Source organism: Arthrobacter sp. TJ-217, assembly GCF_058269255.1.
Genome location: NZ_JBZCNJ010000003.1, coordinates 300,435 through 319,205, shown reverse-complemented (window position 1 = coordinate 319,205; position 18,771 = coordinate 300,435). Strand labels below are relative to the sequence as shown.

Genomic DNA, 18,771 nt, shown 5'->3' with positions numbered 1-18,771 from the left:
ACAAGTATGGGAGCCCAGATTCGGGTCTACCGCCAGAAAATCGCTTCGACGACGTCGATGCGGAAGATTTTCAAGGCGATGGAGCTGATCGCGACCTCTCGCATTGGAAAGGCACGCACACGCGTCGCAGCGTCGTTGCCTTACGCCAATGCGATTACCCGTGCCGTTTCTGCAGTGGCATCGCAGTCGGAGATCGACCACCCCCTGACCACCGAGCACACCGAGGTGCGCCGCGCCGCGGTTCTCGTGATGACCTCGGACCGCGGCCTTGCCGGTTCCTACTCGGCAAGCGTGCTGAAGCAGACCGAGTCGCTTCTCGAAATGCTCCGCAAAGAGGGCAAGGAAGTAAAGACCTTCCTCGTCGGGCGCAAGGCCCAGGCATACTTCGAGTTCCGGGGCCGCTCGTACGAGAAGTTCTGGACCGGCGGGACCGACGCTCCGGAGTTCGCCACCGCGCGGGAAATCGGTACGGAGCTCGTCGAGCAGTTCATCACCGGCTACGACGACGGCGGAGTCGACGAGATCCACGTCGTCTACACGCGCTTCCGGTCAATGGTTTCGCAGGAGCCGACGGTCATCCGCCTGCTTCCGCTTGAAGTCGTCGAGGAAGAAGCCGGAGACACCTCCGATCTGCTTCCCCTCTACGAGTACGAGCCGGAGCCGGAGCGGGTGCTCGATGCCCTCCTGCCGCGCTACATCGAGTCACGGATCTTCGCCGCGCTTCTCCAGGCGGCGGCGAGCGAGCTCGCGGCCCGCCAGCGCGCAATGAAGTCCGCAGGCGACAACGCGACCGACCTCATCAAGAAGTACACGCGTCTGCGCAACACCGCCCGCCAGGCGGAAATCACGCAGGAGCTTTCGGAGATTGTCGCAGGCGCCGACGCGCTGAGCGCATCCTGATCCACCAGATAATCTTAGTTCCACGCCATCTACGTAAATGAAGTGAGAGAGATGACTGCCCAGACTGTTGAACACGGTACGGACTCAGTTGCCCCCGGAGCTACCGGCCGTATTGCACGTGTCATTGGCCCGGTTGTCGACGTCGAGTTTCCTGCTGACGCGATCCCCGCAATCTACAACGCGCTGACCACCGAGATCACCCTCAACGGTGAGACGCACATGATCACCTTCGAGACCTCGCAGCACCTCGGCGACAACCTGGTCCGGGCGATCTCGCTCCAGGCCACTGACGGCCTCGTCCGCGGCACCGTGGTGCAGGACACCGGCTCGGCAATTTCCGTGCCCGTCGGCGACGGCGTCAAGGGACACATTTTCAACGTGCTGGGCAAGCCCCTCGACGTCGAGGAATCGGCACTCGAGATCACCGAGCGCTGGCCCATCCACCGCAAGGCTCCTTCGTTCGCCTCCCTCGAGGGCTCGACCGAGATGCTCGAAACGGGCATCAAGAGCATCGACCTCCTCACCCCCTACATCAAGGGTGGAAAGATCGGCCTGTTCGGCGGCGCCGGTGTGGGAAAGACGGTGCTGATCCAGGAAATGATCACCCGTGTTGCCCGCAACTTCGGCGGCACCTCCGTTTTCGCCGGCGTGGGCGAGCGTACCCGCGAGGGCAACGACCTCTGGGTCGAAATGGAAGAGGCCGGAGTGCTCAAGGACACCGCTTTGGTGTTCGGCCAGATGGATGAGCCGCCGGGAACCCGTCTCCGGGTTGCACTGTCGGCGCTGACCATGGCGGAGTACTTCCGCGATGTGCAGAAGCAGGACGTGCTGCTCTTCATCGACAACATCTTCCGCTTCACCCAGGCCGGTTCGGAGGTGTCGACCCTGCTGGGCCGTATGCCTTCCGCCGTGGGTTACCAGCCGAACCTCGCCGATGAGATGGGCGTCCTCCAGGAGCGCATCACCTCGACGAAGGGCCACTCCATCACCTCGATGCAGGCTATCTACGTCCCCGCCGACGACTACACCGACCCGGCTCCGGCGACGACCTTCGCGCACCTCGACGCGACGACCGAGCTCTCCCGCGAAATCGCTTCGCGTGGACTGTACCCGGCCATCGACCCGCTGGCGTCGACCTCGCGCATCCTGGATCCGCAGTACATCGGCCACGACCACTACAACACCGCGGTCCGGGTCAAGCAGATCCTCCAGAAGAACAAGGAACTCCAGGACATCATCGCGATCCTGGGTGTCGACGAACTGTCCGAAGAAGACAAGATCGTCGTCTCCCGCGCCCGCCGCATCCAGCAGTTCCTCTCGCAGAACACCTACACCGCCAAGCAGTTCACCGGCGTTGAGGGTTCAACTGTGAGCATCAAGGACACCATTGAGGGCTTCACCGCCATCTGCGACGGCGACCTTGACCACATCGCCGAGCAGGCGTTCTTCAACATTGGCGGACTCGACGACGTCGAGCGCCAGTGGGCGAAGATCCAAGAGCGGACCGGAAAGTAACGCTCATGGCCTCTGCAGAGCTAGAAGTAGAGATTGTCGCGGCGGACCACTTCGTGTGGTCCGGCCCGGCGACAATGGTCAAGGCGCGCACGAGCGAGGGCGAGATCGGGATCCTTCCCGGCCACTCGCCGGTGCTTGCGCTGCTGGGCGAGGGCGAACTGGCCATCCAGCCGGTGAGCGGTGAGCGCATCATCGTGGGGGTCGACAGCGGATTCTTCTCCGTCGACAGCAACCGGGTCGTGATCGTGGCCGACAACGCGAAGGTCGGCGGTCCGGTGACCGCGGAAAACCGCTGACCGACGCACAATGGACGCCCTGGGACTTGTGCTGATTGTCCTCGCAGCCGCCGCAGGCGTGCTGGTGTTGATGATTGGCGCCCTTGTCCTGCGGCGGTTCCAGCTTGGCCGGACCCTCGGCACCTTCGACGCCTCCATCCGCCTTCCCTCAACAGGTTGGCGGATGGGGGTTTGTCGTTATACGGACATGCACCTCGAGTGGCTGAGGCTGTTTTCGCTCAGTCCCATTCCACGGCACCGGTTCCTGCGCAGCTCCCTCGAGCTCCAGGGCTGGCGGCACCCTTCCGAGGCGGAGAAGCACCGCGTCCAGCCGGGGGCGATCGTCGTGCTGCTCACCTACGAGGGCCAGGAGCTCAGCCTGGCCATGAAGTATGAGGTTTACGCCGGGCTCTCGTCCTGGCTCGAGGCCGGGCCGGTCATCGGCATCGGCACCTGGCGCTGATGCGCCCCGCCGCGGGCAGCTAGCGCCGTGCGGAGGGCTCGAGGATCCACGTCCCGGCCCGGAGCACTCCGAGGAGCTCAAGCTCCTCCGACACAACCACCGCATCTGCTCGCAGCCTCGGCCTCAGGCTGCCGAGTTCGTCGGCGAGCCCAAGAATCCCGGACGGCACGGCCGACGCCGAGCGCACCGCGTCAACGAGGTCGACACCCGCACGGACGGCGCAGCGGACCACGTCGAGCAGCGTGGTGGTGCCTCCGGAGATCTCCTCGGATCCGGCGAGATAGGACCTGCCGCCGCGGACGCTGATCCGAGTCCGGCCCAGGCGGTACTCGCCGTTCTCCCGGCCGGCCGCGGCGGTCGCGTCGCTCACCAGGCAGACATTCGCCGGACCCGCGAGGTTGAAAGCCATGCGCACCGTGTCCGCGTGGAGGTGGATGTTGTCAGCGATCAGCTCCACCGCGATTTCGCCGGCACGGGCGCGCTCAAGCAGCAGCGGAACCGGCCCGGGGGAGCGGTGGTGGATGGCGGGCATCGCGTTGAACAGGTGGGTGGCCATCGGGCGCCCGCTGAATCCGTCGAAGCCCGTCGAGGCGAGCTCCTCGTTCACCAGGTCGAGGGCTGCCGCCGCCAGCTCCGGGCTGCAGTCGGTGTGGCCGATTGCCGGAATCACGCCGTGGGTGACCAGCTCGAAGACCAGGGAGTCAGTTCCGGGCAGCTCCGGCGCATAGGTCATCGAGATCAGGTGCCCGGCGGCGGCGCGGACCAGCTGCAGGAGCAGCTCCTCGTCGGGGTCGCTGAGGTAGGCGGGGTCGTGGGCGCCGGCCCTCAGCGGGGAAAGGAACGGCCCCTCGGCGTGGATGCCCGCGATGACTCCCTCCTCGGCGAGCTCCGCGAGCAGCGGAAACACGGCGAGCAGGTCGGCGCCGGGTGCTGCACCCGTGCTGGCCAGGAGTGTCGTTGTGCCGCTGCGGTGCTGGAAGTCGACGGCCGACCGGATTTCCGCGCTCGTGCCGGAGGTGAAATCACCGCCGTCGCCACCATGGCAGTGGAGGTCGACCAGTCCGGGAAGGATCAGCGCCCCGGGCGGGAGGAGGGCGGGAGTCCCGTGCGCCGCCGGTCCCGCGGGGCCGGCAACGATGATCCGGTTATCCTCCCAGCCAAGGACGGCGTCGTCGACGATGCCCGTCTCGGTGACCAGCCGTCCGGATAGGAAGCGCGGAGTACCCTGCTGGTTGGCCATTCTCCGATTCTATGCGCCCGCACCCCGCCAGCGGCGAGCCCGGTCTAGAACAGGCGGGATTCCTTGTCGTCAACGCCGCGCATCGCGTCGTAGTCGAGGGTCACGCAGTCGATGCCCCGGTCGGCGGCGAGCACCCGCGCCTGGGGCTTGATCTGCTGTGCGGCGAAGATGCCGCGCACGGGGGACATCAGGGGGTCCCGGTTGAGCAGTTCAAGGTAGCGGGTGAGCTGCTCAACGCCGTCGATGTCGCCGCGCCGCTTCAGTTCGACGGCGACGGTCGCCCCCGCTCCGTCCCTGGCCAGGATGTCAACGGGACCGATGGCGGTCATGTACTCCCGGCGCACAAGGGAGAACCCTTCACCGAGGAGGGTGATCTGTTCGGCGAGCAGCCGCTGAAGGTCCGCCTCAACGCCGTCCTTGACCAGGCCCGGATCGTCGCCGAGGTCGTGGGAGGTCTCGTGGAGCTGTTCGCGGATGTTGATCACAAGCTTGTCGTCGCTCTTGGCGTGCTGGACGGTCCACACCTCGGTGACGCCGTCGGCGGCGTCGGCCTCGTCGGGAGCCGAGACACGGAGGGAAGCCGGAGGGCTCATCCAGTTCAGCGGCTTGTAGGAGCCTCCGTCGGAGTGGACAAGGACCGAGCCGTCCGCCTTCACCATCAGCAGGCGGGTGGCAAGGGGAAGGTGTGCCCTGAGTCGGCCGATGTAGTCGACGGAGCAGCGGGCTATTACTAAACGCACACGCCACAGCTTACCGTCCGCGCGCTGGGGGACAGGCTGCACCGCTCCGTCCGGTGCCGCGGTTTCGGCGCCGGCCGCGCCGTCGGGCAGACTTAGAGGGTGCCACGATCGAACCGTCCCCGCCGTCCGCCAAGCGGCGGAAGGAACAAGTGGGCTCCCGCGCCCGAACGGGACCCCGAGCTCGCCCGGTTTGGCGTGCCCATCCACGAAAGCGCCCCCGACGGCGAGTGGTCGGTGCGCACCATCACCGAGCGGAACGCGGCGAAGAACTACACCTGCCCGGGCTGCAACACCGTCATTCCGCCCGGGCTGGCCCACCTTGTGGTGTGGCGCGAGGACTCGCTGTTCGGCACTGAGGCCGCTTTGGCCGACCGCCGGCACTGGCACAACCGGTGCTGGCGCTCCCGCAGCTTCCGGTACTGACCAGCACCGGCACGACGCGCCGCCCCCCGTCGCGCGGCGCCCTAGAATGGGGAAATGGCAAGTGATCCCCAGGACTACGTCTTCTCAACCAGCGCGGAACCCGTCGAGATCCGCGCCTCGACGGTGCTGCCGGCGGACCGGCGGAACATCGAACTGAAAACCGCCGACGGGCTGACGCTCGTGGGCGAGTTCGCCGCACCCGCGGGCCGGACGCCGAAGGCCACCCTCGTCACGCTTCACCCGTTGCCGACGCACGGCGGGTTCATGGACTCCCACCTCTTCCGCAAGGCATCCTTCCGGCTTCCGGCCCTTGCCGACATCGCAGTGCTGCGCTTCAACACCCGCGGGACCTGCTCTCCGCGGGGCTGCAGCGAAGGTGCCTTCGACGGTGGCGCCTCCGAGCGCCACGACATCGAGGCTGCGGTCAAGTGGGCCGTGGACGAGGGACTCACGAACATCTGGCTGGTCGGCTGGTCCTTCGGGACCGAACTGTGCCTGAAATACGGGGCGAGCGATCCGATCGCCGAGCACATCGAGGGAGCCATCCTGATCTCCCCGCCGCTCCACAGGGCCAAAGACACCGACCTCGACACCTGGGCCTCGTCGGGGCTCCCCCTCACGGTGCTCGTCCCCGAACTCGATGACTACCTCCGCCCCGACGCGGCGGAGGAACGCTTCGCAGGCGTTCCGCAGGCCGTCGTGACCGGGGTGGACGGCGCCAAGCACCTGTGGGTCGGCGAGAAGTACGCATCGCGGGCGCTCAACGAGATTGCCGACGTCGTGCTTCCCACGCCGGTTTCCCCGCTTCCCACGCAGTGGGAGGGACCGGTGGCCACGGCCTCCTAGGGCCGTGCTAACCAGCCGTGCGGACCGGCCGTTCGAACCAGCCCTGCGTGCTGTCCCGCGGGCTTGACCTACTGGCTGTCCTGGCGGGCGATGAACACTTCCTTGAGCAGCAGCATCACGGCGGCCGCCGTCGGGATGGCGATGAGGGCGCCGAGGACGCCGAGCAGGCTTCCGCCGGCGATGACGGCGATGACGGCCACCGCGCCGGGGACCGCAACCGCCCGCTGCATGATGCGCGGGGAGATGAAGTAGGCCTCGAACTGCAGGTAGGCGATGTAGGGGATCGCGAACAGCAGCGCAGTCTGCCAGCTGACAGTAAGGGCGATAAGGCTCACGAACCCTGCCGCGATGAGCGCCCCCACCAGCGGGATGAAGGCCAGCAGGACCACGATGAATGCCAGGAGCACCGAGAACGGCACCCCGACGATGCTCATGACCACGAACGCGAAAATGCCGTTGAGCAAAGCCACGCACGCCTGCCCGATGACGTACATGCCCACGCTGCGCGTGATCTCCTCGGAGAGGGACTGCACCCGCGGCCGGCGGGAGCGGGGTGCCAGGCGGTAGGCCCACTTTTTCATCGAGGGCAGCGAGGCAAGGAAGTAGAGGGTCAGGACGAGCACGATGAGCGCGCCGAAGAGGCCGTTGAGGATCACTGTGCCCACACCGAGGACACCGCCGAAGATCCCCCCGACCGCCTCGCTGTCGGTGAAAAAGTTGTTGATCTCCGCCGAGACCCTGTCGCGGAGCTGGAACTGGCGGTCGACTGTGCGGAACAGCTCGGAGTTGAGGAAGTCCTCGGCGTAACCGGGCGCGCGTGCTGCGATCTGCGAGGTCTGGTTGACGATCGTGGGAATCAGGGTCGCGAAGAAGCCGACAACCAGGCCGGCAAGGATCAGCAGCGACACCGCAATCCCCGCCGGACGCGGCACTCCGCGGGTTTCAAGCCACCGCACGATCGGGTCAAGCCCGAGGGCGATGAAGAGGGCGGCCCCGATCCAGAGCAGCAGCTGGCCCACATTCATGATGATGAAGTAGGCAAGCAGCGCCAGTCCCACGCCCACACTTGCCATGAAGCCGAAATGGATCGGGTGCTGGCGCATCGAGCGCGGATACGCTCCGCCGAACTTCAGGCGCTCGTCGGTCAGCTGAACGCTCGGATCGACGGCAACGGGTGCCGGTTCAAGCTCCGGCGGGAATTCGAAGCGCCGCCGCGGCTGCGCCCCGGGAAACCGCCGCGCATGGGAGAGCAGGGCGGAAAGGCTCCTGCGGGAGGGTTCAGGGCCGCCAACGGCCGTGGTTCCAGCCGCAGCCGGCACAGGATCCGCCCCCGGCGCACTTTCTCCTTCGGGCCGGGGCAGCGGCTCGTCGACGGGGACTTCCTCGTTGTTCGTCACGCTGGATTCTGCTTTCGAAAGTGGCTGCCTGCGCGGCAGGTGGAATGACAAGCGAAACACTACAGCCGGAGCGGACCGAAGCCGGGACGTGACGGGCGGGGCCGGAACAAAATTACGCACGGCTGGCAGCGGACCGACGGCCACTGCGGAGGGCGCTCAGATCGGCGGCGGGCCGAAATCGGCGGGGAGGACGATCTTCGTTACCATTGGGGAACGAATCGGGAGCGTTTGCGACCCTTGGTCCTGCATGCCCCGCGGACAGGGGGCTGCGCAGAAGGACGGCCGCCCGCTCCACTATACGACGATAGGTAGCCGAGTGCGTTTGAAAATTGCAGTGCCGATTATCCTTGCGGGCGTGCTGCTGATGCTGCTGGGCATCGGCCAGCGCACCCTGTGGGCGCCGTCCGAAACCCGGACCTGGAGCGTTCCGGCGGGGGCGCAGTCGGCGCCCGTGACGGTGATCGATGCCGCCTCGCGGAACTCCGACGCGGCCGAGATCGACATCACCGTCAAGGGCGAGGGACAGTTCACCCTGGCCGTTGGCCGGGCCGCCGACGTCGACGCCTGGGTGGGCAAGGCCGCACACCTCCGCGTCACGGGCAAGGGCGAGGAAGAGCTGACGACGGAGTTCACTGACGGGGAAAAGACGGTTCCCGACCCCCGCGGTGCCGACCTGTGGACGAGCGAGGAGACGGCCGACGGCTCGGTGACCCACCGCTGGCTTGAGCCGGCCGAGGGCGACTGGTCCATCCTGCTCGCGGCGGACGGCAAGCGCCCGGCTCCCGCGGAAATCTCGATCACCGAGCCCAACGACCGCTCGACGCCGTTCGCGGTGCCGCTGATCGTCGCCGGAGCGCTCGTCACGGTGCTCGGCATCGCGCTTGCCTTCGTCACCCCTCGCTCCTCCGGCACCGCCGGAGGCCGGGCTCCGGCAGTCGAGGGCTCCAGGGCCTACCTGCGCCAGCAGAGCGCCGCCACGGCACGCCGGGGCGCCCGCCGGCCACGAATGGCGCATCCCGCTGCCGCCGCAGTACTCGCGCTGGGAATGACCGCGGCCGGGCCCGCCGCCGGGAACGCGGCGACCCAGAAGCCGGAAAGCACAACCGCGCCCAGCGCCGCTGCGGGACCGGATAACGGGGCCGAAGCACCCCCCGTGCTCCTTGACGCCCAGCTCGAGCGCATCCTCGGCTCGGTGGCGGCGACAGTCGCCGAGGCCGATGCGGCCTCCGACGCCGCCCTGCTGAAGTCCCGGGTCTCCGGGGCCGCGGCCAACCTGCGCAGCGGCGGGTATGCCGTCCGGTCCAAGGCGGACGACGTTCCGGCGCCGGTGCCGGTCGCGGCGTCGCCGGTGCTCACCCGGATGATCCCGTCGGGAACGGCATGGCCGCGGACTGTCGTGGCGCTGACCCAGAGCGAGAAGAACCCGGTTCCCCAGGCCCTTGTGCTCACCCAGGACACGCCCCGCTCGAACTACCAGCTTGTTTCGGCGATCCAGATGCTCCCCGGCACAACCTTCCCGGCGTCAACCCCGGGCAAGGGGCTCACTGAAGTGAAGCCGGACGACGCAGAGGGCCTGACCATGGCGCCGCAGGCCGCTGTTGCGGCGATCGCGAACTTCCTCACTTCGCCCAAGGGCAAGCACAAGGGAACCTTCGAGACGAACTCCTTCGCCGAGGCGATCACCGACTTCCAGGCGGGGGTGGTCGCGGACACGGATGACGACGCAGCCACCATCTCCTTCAAGCACGACGCCGTCCCGGCCAACACCCGCGCGGTGCGCACCGGCGACGGGGGAGCGGTGGTGTTCGGATACCTCGGACACACCTACTCGAGCGTGCCGAAGGGCAAGGGCGACTCGATCGACCTCAACGGTACGATCTACGAAACCCTGACCGGCAAAGACAAGACGGAAAAAGGCATTGACGTCGGGTACGGCGAGGCCGTGATGATGTATGTACCGCCCGCCGGGAGCAGTGAGAAGATCCGCGTCATCGGCGCCGCCCAGCAGCTCCTCGCTGCGAAGCTCCGCTAGGCAGTCCCCGCTCTCGTCCGATCTGAAAGGCAGTACCTTGTCCACACCTGGGAACCGCGGCAGCGTGCCGCCGGCGTCGATGAACCTCCATGGCGCAGTTGATCTGTCGGCGCTCAAAGCGCGCGCGGAGGCCGCCGCACGGCCCGCGGCGGCTGAGAGCCGCCCCCCGGCGGCAAGTCCCTATATCGTTCAGGTCACCGAGCAGACCTTCCCCCAGCTGGTCCAGCTCTCCGCGCAGGTCCCGGTGATCGTCGATCTGGGCGCGGCGTGGAGCGAGCAGTCGGTGCAGGTCAGCAGCGTGCTCGAAGCCGCAGCCATTGAGCTTGACGGCCGGGTGCTGCTGGCAAAGGCCGACATCCAGGCCCAGCCGCAGATCGCGTCCGCGTTCCAAGCGCAGGCTGCGCCTACCGTCGTGGCCGTGGTCAAGGGCCAGCCCGTTCCCTTGTTCGAGGGGGCGCTGCCGGAGGAGCAGATCCGGGCCTTCATCGATGAGCTGCTGAAGGTCGCCGAGGCCAACGGGGTGACGGGAACGCTCAACGAAGCGGGCGCGGCAGCGGTGCCGGCGCCCGGCACCGAGCCTGTGCTGCCGCCCCTGCACCAGGCGGCATACGACGCAATCGAGGCCGGCCACTACGCGGCAGCCGCCGCTGCCTACCGCCAGGCACTCGCCGAGCAGCCCGCCGATGCCGACGCCAAGGCCGGCCTCGCCCAGGTCGAGCTCATGCAGCGCGTGGAGAAGGTTGATGCAGCGCAGATCCGCGCCGCCGGGGCCGAGCAGCCCGACAACCTTGACGCGCAGCTCGCTGTGGCCGACCTCGACCTGACCGGCGGCCACGTCGAGGACGCCTTCGCGCGCATCGTCTCCTTCATCGCCCGCAGCGCCGGTGAAGACAAGGACGCCGCCCGGAAGCGCCTCCTTGAACTCTTCGAGGTCGTTGGACCCACCGATCCGCGCGTGACAAAGGCGCGCAGCGCGCTCGCGCGGGCGCTCTTCTAGCCCCTGCGCGACAAGGCACCATCCGCAGCTGGAACCGCAAAAAGGAAATCATGACAACCGAAGACACTGGGAGCGCTACCCGGCCGGCTCTCTTCACCCCGATCCGCCTGCGCTCGCTCGACATCGAGCACCGCGGCTGGGTTGCGGCAATGTGCCAGTACTCGTGTGACGCGCGGCTGGCGCCAGGGGTTCCGAACGACTGGCACCTGATGCATCTGGGCCAGTTCGCCGCCGGCGGGGCGGCAATGATCATCACGGAGGCCACCGCGGTCAATCCCGAGGCGCGGATCAGTCCCCGCGACGCCGGTCTCTACAACGCCGACCAGGTCGAGGCCTGGCGCCGCATCGTCGACTTCGTCCACACCTACGGTGCGGTCAGGACCAGGATCGCAGTGCAGCTGGCACATGCCGGACGCAAGGCGTCGACCTACTGGCCGTTCAGCCGCCACCACGGCTCCGTGCCGGTATCGGAGGGAGGCTGGCAGACCCTCGGCCCGACCGGGGAGGCGTTCGGCGACTACGCGGCTCCAGCGGCAATGACAGAGGCCGACATCGATAAGGTCATCGACGATTTCGGGCGCTCCGCCCGCCTCGCCGTCGAGGCCGGGTTCGACGCCGTGGAGATCCACGCCGCCCACGGGTACCTGCTGCACCAGTTCCTTACACCCCTCGTCAACACCCGCAAGGACGGGTGGGGAGGGTCCGAGGACGCACGGTTCAGGCTCACCCTGGCGGTCATCGACGAGGTCCGCCGAAGCATTCCCGATTCGATGCCGCTGCTGCTTCGTATTTCCGCCTCCGACTGGACCGAGGGCGGGCTCGACGGCGCCGCCTCGACCCGCCTCGCAGAGCGGGCCGCCCAGCACGGGGTCGACTTCGTTGACGTTTCATCTGGCGGTGCGGTGCCCCACGCGCGGATCCCCGTGGGGCCCGGCTACCAGGTGGAGCTTGCCGAGGTGGTGCGGGCGGCAGGGGTGCCGACCGGCGCCGTCGGTCTGATCAGTGAAGCCCAGCAGGCCGAGTCCGTTGTACGCGAGGGCCGCGCCGACGCCGTCCTGATCGCCCGCGCCGCCCTGCGCGACCCGCACTGGTGGGTCCGGTCCGCGCATGAGCTCGGCTACACGCTTCCCCTGGCGCCGCAGTACGAACGCGCCGGGCGGTCCTAGGTTTTGCCGCGGACGCCGGCGGCACGCCCGGTGCCGCTGCCGAAAGTGCGCCGGCGATAGAATGGAAAAATGACTATGCCCGTAGACCCTTTCGAGAACGACCCGCTGGAAAGCGCCGGCGGTTCAACCACCACCCTCGAACGCGAGGAAATGCGCCAGGAGGTTGAGCCCGGCGACAGCGAGCGCTTCGCCCACTATGTGCGCAAGGAAAAGATTATGGAATCGGCGTTCACCGGCGAGCCAGTGATCGCCCTCTGCGGGAAGGTATGGACGCCCGGACGCGATCCGGAGAAGTTCCCGGTATGCCCGGAGTGCAAGGAGATCTACAACGGGCTGCGCCCCGGCAAAGACGACTCCTAGTCCCGCCGGCCGGCCGCTCATAGCCCGGCGGCGGCCCGCCGCTGAATGCCCGGTGGAGTTCCCGGGAAGCCTCCGACCGACATCCCAGGGGTGTAATGACTGACAGTTCCGCCGTGCCCGCCGGCGCAATGTCGGCAAGGTACCGTCCGCTCACGCTCGGGGTCCTCGCCATCATCACGTGCGCCGCCTTCGAAGCGATGGCGGTGGTGACCGCCATGCCGGCGGTGGCCGCCGAGCTCTCCGGCGAGGCATCCTATGGGCTGGCGTTCTCGATGTACCTGACCGCTTCCCTTCTGGGCACGGTCCTGGCTGGGTCGTGGACCGATGCCCGGGGCCCGAGGCCGGCCCTGGCCGTCGGGATGCTGCTGATGATTGCGGGGCTGATCCTCTCCGGCGCCGCACCGGCGTTCTGGGTGGTCACAGCGGGCCGGGCGGTCTCCGGCCTGGGCGGGGGTTTCGTCATCGTCGCCGTCTACGTGATCATCGGCAGGGTGTTTCCCGCCCAGGCCCAGCCGGTTGTATTCGGATGGCTCTCCGCGGCCTGGGTGGTGCCCTCGCTCGTCGGCCCCCTGGTGGCCGGCGTGGTTGCAGAACAGGCGAGCTGGCGGTGGGTCTTCCTCGGCGTCGCGCCGGTGGTGCTCGCCGCAGTGCTGATCGTCTGGCCGCGTACCCGCGGCCTCGGCCCCCCGGAGCCCGCCGCCGCAAAGGCAGGCCGCGACCGGTCCGCCGCCGCAGCTCACGGCGGGGGACCGGAAGCTCCAGGAGATTCCCGTTCCGGTGGCCCACGGCCTCGACGCCCCGGGGCAGGCACCGGATGGCACCGGGCCGTGCGTGGGCTGGGACTGGCGGGGGGCGTTTTCGCCGTCCAGGCGGCGCTCAGCGGCCTCGACACGCAGGCACCGGGCGGCGCCGGGCTGGCCCTGAGGGGACTCGCCGCGGCCGTCGGCCTCGCGGCGGTGCTCGTGACCCTGCCCGGGCTGCTTCCGCGCGGCACCCTGCGCCTGGCCCCCGGCCTGCCGAGCATCATCGCCACCCGGGGCTTCGTGAACGTCGCGTTCTTCGGCGCCGAGGCCTTCATCCCGCTCATGCTCGTCACGGCGAGGGACTTCAGTGCCGCAACGGCCGGGCTGGCCCTGAGCGCCGGCGCCCTCGGCTGGAGCGGCGGATCCTTCCTTCAGGCACGGGTGCGCTTCCGGCGCCAATGGCTGCTTGTCGCAGGATCAACACTGCTCTCCGCCGCCCTCGGTGGCTTCGCCCTCGCCTCCTCAGCGGAGGCACCGCTGGGAGTGCTGATCGCGCTGTGGGCGCTCGCGGGCTTCGCCATGGGCATGACGCTCTCAAGCACCTCCGTGCTGGTGCTGAAGCTCTCCCCGGACGGCGAGCAGGGACGCAACTCAGCTTCCCTCCAGATCTCCGACCAGATCGGCGGAGTGGTGGGCACTGCAGGAGCAGGCACACTCTTCGCCCTGCTGCGGGACCCCGCCAACCCCGGACAGGTCGCGGTCTTTGTTGCGATCTGGCTGGCTCTGTGCCTGTTCTCGGCAGCAGGTATAGTTTCGGGTCTGAGAGGGGCGCAGGCTGCTGATGCCGGCCCCGATCCGAACACCAAGAAGTCAATGGAAGGTACTGTCCCGGCGTGAGTAGTGACACCCTGTTCGGTGCCGGCCCAGCGCTGCCGCCCGCGTATCCGGAGCGTGCAGCCTGGGGCACCGCACCCAAACTCCGCCAGTGGCAGAGCGAAGCCCTCGAAAAATACTTTGCCAATTCGCCGCAGGACTTCCTCGCCGTCGCAACCCCCGGGGCAGGCAAGACGACGTTCGCGCTGCGGGTTGCCACCGAGCTCGTTGAGCGCGGCATCGTGAACCGCATCACCGTCGTCGCGCCGACCGATCACCTGAAGCGGCAGTGGGCCGACGCAGCGGCGCGGGTGGGCCTCTCGATCGACCCGAACTTCAAGAACGCCGACGGCCGCCACGGCAACGGCTTCATCGGGGTCGCCGTGACCTACGCGCAGGTGGCCAGCAAGCCGATGCTCCACCGTGCCAAGACCGAGGGCGCGAAGACGCTGGTGATCCTCGATGAGATCCACCACGGCGGCGACGCCCTGTCGTGGGGCGACGGAATCCGCGAGGCCTTCGAGCCGGCGGTGCGCCGGCTGTCGCTGACCGGTACTCCCTTCCGCTCCGACACCGCGGCGATCCCCTTCGTCGAATATGTTGAGGACGCCGACGGCATCCGGCGCTCCCGCTCGGACTACACCTACGGCTACGGCGAGGCGCTGCGCGACCACGTGGTGCGTCCGGTGATCTTCATGGCCTATTCCGGCCAGATGCGGTGGCGGACCAGCGCGGGCGAGGAGATGGCGGCGTCGCTCGGCGAAGCGGCCGTCACCAAGGACATCACCGCCCAGGCGTGGCGCACGGCGCTCAACCCCGCGGGGGAGTGGATCCCCGCGGTGCTCGCGGCAGCGGACAAGCGGCTCACGGAGGTGCGCCGGTCGGTGCCCGACGCCGGCGGCCTTGTCATTGCCACCGACCATGACGACGCCCGCGCCTACGCCGGCCAGCTGAAACGGATCACCGGGGAGTCGCCCACCGTGATCCTCTCCGACGACGCCAAGGCCTCCGGCAAGATCGAGGAGTTCTCCGCGGGGGAGCGCCGGTGGATGGTTGCGGTGCGGATGGTCTCCGAAGGCGTCGACGTGCCCCGGCTCGCGGTGGGCGTCTACGCGACCTCAACGGCCACCCCGCTGTTCTTCGCCCAGGCCATCGGGCGCTTCGTGCGTGCCCGCCGCCGCGGCGAGACGGCGTCGGTGTTCCTTCCCTCGGTGCCGAACCTCATGGCCCTGGCCAACCAGCTGGAAGTGGAGCGCGACCACGCGCTCGACCGTCCGACCACGGGGGAGGAGGACGCCTTCGCGCTCGAGGACAGCCTCATGGAGGCGGCCAACCGGCAGGAGAAGGCCTCCGACTCCCTCACCAAGCAGAAGTTCGAGGCCCTCGAATCGCAGGCCTCATTCGACCGCGTGCTGTTCGACGGCGGCGAATTCGGTACGGGCGGAGAGATGGGCAGCGAGGAGGAATTCGACTTCCTCGGGATCCCGGGGCTCCTTGACGCAGACCAGGTGGGCCAGCTGCTGCGCCAGCGGCAGCGCGACCAGCAGTCCCGCCGCCGCGGGCGCGCCGAAGCGGCACCCGCGGAACCGCAGCCCCAGGTTGTCGATCACCGGCAGCTGACCGAGCTGCGCGGGCAGCTCGCCAAGAATGTCGCTGCGTGGTCGGCCCGCTCCGGCACCCCGCACGGCGTCGTGCACACCGAACTGCGGAAGGCCTGCGGCGGGCCCGCGGTCGCCCAGGCCAACGAGGAGCAGCTCCAGCGCCGGCTGAAGAAGCTTCAGGACTGGTTCATCGGCCGGAAATAGGCCAGAACCCGGCAGCGGGACGGCGGAGACGCCGGCTTCCGCCGCCGGGAAGGCGATGCGCTCAGCGCATCACCTCGACCCCAGCCGTTTCCAGCTCCTCAAGGGTCTCCTCCACCCGCTCCGCATGGACGGCCCGGGTGAGGCCGCTGAGCAGGGACACGGAGTACCCAGCCGCAAGCGCGTCGAGGGCGGTGGCGCGGACGCAGTAGTCGGCGGCAAGGCCGGTGACCACGACCTCCTCGACGTCGTGATCGCGCAGCCAGTCGTCGAGGGTCAGCGGGGTCTCCTCGGGGTCCTGGACCGCGCCAAGCTTCTGCTCGCCCGTGGGAACCTCGTCCTCGGGGGCCAGGACGCCCTCGAATCCGGAGTACGCGGCCTCGAACTGTCCCTTGCGGAACACGGCGTCGAGATTCTCGGTGTCAAGATCCGGATGGAATTCTGCGCCGGGGGTGTCCGCCACGCAGTGGACCGGCCAGGAATCGACGAAGTCAGGGGTCTCCGAGAAGTGGGGGCCTGGATCGATGTGCCAGTCCTGGGTGGCAACGACGTAGTCGTAGTCGGCGGCGTGCTCGTCGGCGTGGTCGCTGATCGCCGCGGCAACCGCTGCACCGCCCCTGACGGCAAGCGATCCGCCCTCGCAGAAGTCGTTCTGCACGTCGACGATGATGAGCGCTCGGGTCATGGCAGGTTCTCCTCGTATTCGGTGGGGATGACGGGTTCGCCGCGCTGCAGGCGGTGGACCGCAGCGGGCAGTTCCGCAATGGACTCCTGGTGGTGCCGGGCCGCACGGACCACCGCCTCCGGTCCCGTCCAGCCCGGGAGCACCTCGCCGTTCTTGACGAGCTGGTGAAGCAGCGGCCGGTCGTTACCGTCGTCGTAGGGGGCGGCGCCGATTCCCACGACCTCGGCGGTTGCCACGCCGTTCTCGTCGCGGCGGCGCAGCGCGTACTTCCTGCCTCCCACCGACGCCTTGTTCTTCGCCGACTTGGCGACCGCCACGAAGCGGCCGTCGTTGTCCTCCCTGCTGACCAGCTTGTAGACCATGCCGGCGGTCGGGGCTCCGGAACCGGTCACCAGTGAGGTGCCCACGCCGTAGGCATCGACCGGGGCCGAGGCAAGAAGGCCGATCGCAAACTCGTCGAGGTCCGAGGTGACAAGTATCCTCGTGTTCGGATTTCCGAGGTCATCGAGCAGTTCGCGCACCCAGCGCGCCTGGGCAACGAGGTCGCCGGAATCAAGGCGCACAGCCCCCAGTTCCGGGCCGGCGACCTCAACGGCGGTCCGCACGCCCTTTTCGACGTCGAAGGTGTCGACGAGCAGCGAGGTGCCCGGGCCCAGCGCAGCAACCTGCGCCTCGAACGCTTCGCGCTCCGTGTCGTGGAGCAGCGTGAACGAGTGGGCGGCGGTTCCCACGGTCGGAACAGCGTACCGGCGTCCTGCCTCGAGGTTCGAGGTGCTGGCGAAACCGCCGATGATCGCCGCCCGGGAAGCGGCGACGGCCGCCTCCTCATGGGTGCGCCGGGACCCCATCTCGATGCAGGGGCGGCCCGCGGCCGCACTCGTCATGCGCGAGGCCGCCGAGGCGATGGCGCTGTCATGGTTGAGGATCGAGAGGATGAGGGTCTCGAGGATGCAGGCCTCGGCGAACGTGGATTCGACGATGAGGATCGGGGAATTTGGGAAGTAGGCCTCGCCCTCGGCGTATCCGAAGATGTTCCCGCTGAACGAAAAATCCGCGAGCCAGGCGATGGTGCGCGCATCCACGACCGCGTTCCGGGAGAGGAACTCAAGCTGTTCGTCCTCGAACCGGAACCCCGCGAGGGCCTCAAGCAGGCGCCCGGTGCCGGCGGTGACGCCGTAGCGGCGCCCGTCGGGCAGGCGCCGGGCGAAGGCCTCGAACACGGAGCGGCGCGATGCCGCTCCGGAGGTCAGGGCGGCCTCAAGCATCGTCAGTTCGTACTGGTCGGTGAAGAGCGCCGTGTTTGGCTGATTCATCGGGCGGGTCGCGTTTCCGCTGGCAGGAGTCACAGTCAAAACATTAGCCGGGCGTTCGCTTTGTGAGTACCTGCGGACGACCCGGGAGCACCGCAACCTAGAATGAAAACCATGACACTTGGCGTTGCGACGGACCCCGGCGTGCGGGAAGAGACCCACACCCGCGAATCGATGAACCTTGACCAGCCCTGGGTCGTGGTGGTGTGGAACGATCCGGTCAACCTCATGAGCTACGTCAGCTACGTCTTCCAGACCTATTTCGGCTACAGCGAGGCGAAGGCCCGCAAGCTCATGCTCGAGGTCCACGAGCTGGGACGTTCCGCCGTGGCCGAGGGAAGCCGCGAGAAGGCCGAACGCGACACCGTTGCCCTTCACGGGTACGGCCTGTGGGCAACATTCGAAAAAGCCGGAAGCGAGTAGGCCCCGTGGCTAAAGCATTCAAGTCAACCCGGCGCGGCATCACCGCCCGGCTCGAGCCCGGCGAAGTGCGGCTGCTGGGCACCCTCTTCAAGGACATCATCTCGATGCTCGAACCGGAGACCGCTCCGAGCACCGACCCCCTGGCGGCGATGGTGGGCATGGACACCGAGGCGGTGGCGCCCACCGACTCCGCCGTCCGACGTCTGCTTCCCGACGCGGTGCGGAACGACGACAGTGAGGCCCTCGAGTTCCGGCGGCTCACCGAGCGGTCCCTGCGGGAACAGAAGATCGGAGCGCTGCGCAGCAGCGCGCTGCTCCTCGAAAGCGACCCGATCTCCCTGACCCCGGAACAGGCGCCGCTGATGGCGCAGGCGCTCAACGATGTGAGACTGGTGCTGGCCGACCGGCTGGGCATCAAGACCGACGAGGACGCCGCACGGCTGCACGGCGTCACCGACTTCGCCGACGCCGAGGATGTCGAGGCCTACCTCGCGCTGGTTTACAACTTCGTGACCTGGCTCCAGGAGTCCCTGGTGCAGGCGATGCTCGGCTCGGGCAGGCCGCGGCGCTGAGCACCAATC

Annotated in this window: 19 protein-coding genes; 14 read left to right on the top strand and 5 right to left on the bottom strand. The window is 68.2% G+C overall.

Translation table 11 applies throughout. From position 1 onward, the window contains the following. The first annotated feature begins 6 nt into the window (after positions 1-6). From AC4D2R_RS07330 to AC4D2R_RS07315, 4 genes are read left to right on the top strand one after another with little or no spacing between them, the layout of a single operon-like run. Complete coding sequence (locus AC4D2R_RS07330) at positions 7-900, top strand: F0F1 ATP synthase subunit gamma (protein WP_490938888.1); 894 nt, start codon at positions 7-9, stop codon at positions 898-900. A gap of 51 nt (positions 901-951) precedes the next feature. Next, positions 952-2,415, top strand: a complete 1,464-nt coding sequence (gene atpD / locus AC4D2R_RS07325) for a F0F1 ATP synthase subunit beta (RefSeq protein ID WP_490899840.1) — start codon at positions 952-954, stop codon at positions 2,413-2,415. Between the two features lie 5 nt (positions 2,416-2,420). After that, positions 2,421-2,711: a F0F1 ATP synthase subunit epsilon gene (locus AC4D2R_RS07320; protein ID WP_490899841.1), complete on the top strand. Its 291-nt coding sequence runs from the start codon at positions 2,421-2,423 to the stop codon at positions 2,709-2,711. A 10-nt stretch (positions 2,712-2,721) separates the two neighbouring features. Then, complete coding sequence (locus tag AC4D2R_RS07315; RefSeq protein WP_490938886.1) at positions 2,722-3,153, top strand: DUF2550 domain-containing protein; 432 nt, start codon at positions 2,722-2,724, stop codon at positions 3,151-3,153. A 19-nt stretch (positions 3,154-3,172) separates the two neighbouring features. On the opposite strand, the gene AC4D2R_RS07310 is transcribed toward AC4D2R_RS07315, so the two are convergent. Together AC4D2R_RS07310 and nucS are read right to left on the bottom strand one after the other, a co-directional pair. Continuing rightward, on the bottom strand, positions 3,173-4,393 hold the full coding sequence (locus tag AC4D2R_RS07310) for an N-acetylglucosamine-6-phosphate deacetylase (RefSeq protein WP_490938884.1): 1,221 nt from the start codon (positions 4,391-4,393) through the stop codon (positions 3,173-3,175). A gap of 44 nt (positions 4,394-4,437) precedes the next feature. Further along, positions 4,438-5,133 carry an endonuclease NucS gene (gene nucS, locus AC4D2R_RS07305; protein ID WP_490899844.1) on the bottom strand — a complete coding sequence of 232 codons (696 nt, stop codon included), beginning with the start codon at positions 5,131-5,133 and terminating at the stop codon, positions 4,438-4,440. A 99-nt stretch (positions 5,134-5,232) separates the two neighbouring features. Here nucS and AC4D2R_RS07300 point away from each other — a divergent pair, with 99 nt between their 5' ends. Together AC4D2R_RS07300 and AC4D2R_RS07295 are read left to right on the top strand one after the other, a co-directional pair. Continuing rightward, complete coding sequence (locus AC4D2R_RS07300) at positions 5,233-5,556, top strand: Rv1322 family protein (protein ID WP_490899845.1); 324 nt, start codon at positions 5,233-5,235, stop codon at positions 5,554-5,556. A gap of 54 nt (positions 5,557-5,610) precedes the next feature. Beyond that, complete coding sequence (locus AC4D2R_RS07295; protein ID WP_490938882.1) at positions 5,611-6,402, top strand: alpha/beta hydrolase; 792 nt, start codon at positions 5,611-5,613, stop codon at positions 6,400-6,402. Positions 6,403-6,470: 68 nt separating this feature from the next. Here the strand turns inward: AC4D2R_RS07295 and AC4D2R_RS07290 are convergent, their stop codons facing one another. Next, a complete protein-coding gene (locus AC4D2R_RS07290; RefSeq protein WP_490938880.1) occupies positions 6,471-7,799 on the bottom strand; it encodes an AI-2E family transporter in 1,329 nt (442 codons plus the stop codon). A gap of 334 nt (positions 7,800-8,133) precedes the next feature. Between AC4D2R_RS07290 and AC4D2R_RS07285 the strand changes: the two genes are divergently transcribed. The 6 genes from AC4D2R_RS07285 to AC4D2R_RS07260 all read left to right on the top strand — a co-directional run bounded on the left by AC4D2R_RS07285 (position 8,134) and on the right by AC4D2R_RS07260 (position 15,775). Continuing rightward, a complete protein-coding gene (locus tag AC4D2R_RS07285) occupies positions 8,134-9,831 on the top strand; it encodes a DUF8094 domain-containing protein (RefSeq protein WP_490938878.1) in 1,698 nt (565 codons plus the stop codon). Between the two features lie 37 nt (positions 9,832-9,868). Further along, the gene (locus AC4D2R_RS07280) at positions 9,869-10,828 is read left to right on the top strand and encodes a tetratricopeptide repeat protein (protein ID WP_490938876.1); all 960 of its coding nucleotides are present in this window, start codon (positions 9,869-9,871) and stop codon (positions 10,826-10,828) included. A gap of 50 nt (positions 10,829-10,878) precedes the next feature. Beyond that, positions 10,879-11,994 (top strand): NADH:flavin oxidoreductase/NADH oxidase, encoded by a 1,116-nt coding sequence (locus tag AC4D2R_RS07275; protein WP_490938874.1) that lies wholly within the window; start codon positions 10,879-10,881, stop codon positions 11,992-11,994. 69 nt (positions 11,995-12,063) lie between these two features. Continuing rightward, positions 12,064-12,354, top strand: a complete 291-nt coding sequence (locus AC4D2R_RS07270) for a DUF3039 domain-containing protein (RefSeq protein ID WP_490899851.1) — start codon at positions 12,064-12,066, stop codon at positions 12,352-12,354. Between the two features lie 95 nt (positions 12,355-12,449). Beyond that, entirely contained in the window at positions 12,450-13,994 is a 1,545-nt protein-coding gene (locus AC4D2R_RS07265) for an MFS transporter (RefSeq protein WP_490938872.1), read from the top strand. Beyond that, positions 13,991-15,775, top strand: coding sequence for a DEAD/DEAH box helicase (locus AC4D2R_RS07260; RefSeq protein ID WP_490899853.1), 1,785 nt, complete (start codon positions 13,991-13,993; stop codon positions 15,773-15,775). The genes AC4D2R_RS07265 and AC4D2R_RS07260 overlap by 4 nt, the downstream gene beginning before the upstream one ends. A gap of 61 nt (positions 15,776-15,836) precedes the next feature. Here the strand turns inward: AC4D2R_RS07260 and AC4D2R_RS07255 are convergent, their stop codons facing one another. After that, the gene (locus AC4D2R_RS07255) at positions 15,837-16,457 is read right to left on the bottom strand and encodes an isochorismatase family protein (protein WP_490938870.1); all 621 of its coding nucleotides are present in this window, start codon (positions 16,455-16,457) and stop codon (positions 15,837-15,839) included. Next, positions 16,454-17,770 carry a nicotinate phosphoribosyltransferase gene (locus tag AC4D2R_RS07250; protein ID WP_490938868.1) on the bottom strand — a complete coding sequence of 439 codons (1,317 nt, stop codon included), beginning with the start codon at positions 17,768-17,770 and terminating at the stop codon, positions 16,454-16,456. The genes AC4D2R_RS07255 and AC4D2R_RS07250 overlap by 4 nt, the downstream gene beginning before the upstream one ends. Before the next feature lie 111 nt (positions 17,771-17,881). On the opposite strand from AC4D2R_RS07250, the gene clpS reads away from it, so the two are divergent. Together clpS and AC4D2R_RS07240 are read left to right on the top strand one after the other, a co-directional pair. Continuing rightward, positions 17,882-18,190: an ATP-dependent Clp protease adapter ClpS gene (clpS, locus tag AC4D2R_RS07245; RefSeq protein WP_490899856.1), complete on the top strand. Its 309-nt coding sequence runs from the start codon at positions 17,882-17,884 to the stop codon at positions 18,188-18,190. Between the two features lie 5 nt (positions 18,191-18,195). Beyond that, the gene (locus AC4D2R_RS07240; protein WP_490938866.1) at positions 18,196-18,762 is read left to right on the top strand and encodes a DUF2017 domain-containing protein; all 567 of its coding nucleotides are present in this window, start codon (positions 18,196-18,198) and stop codon (positions 18,760-18,762) included. The last annotated feature ends 9 nt before the right edge of the window (positions 18,763-18,771 follow it).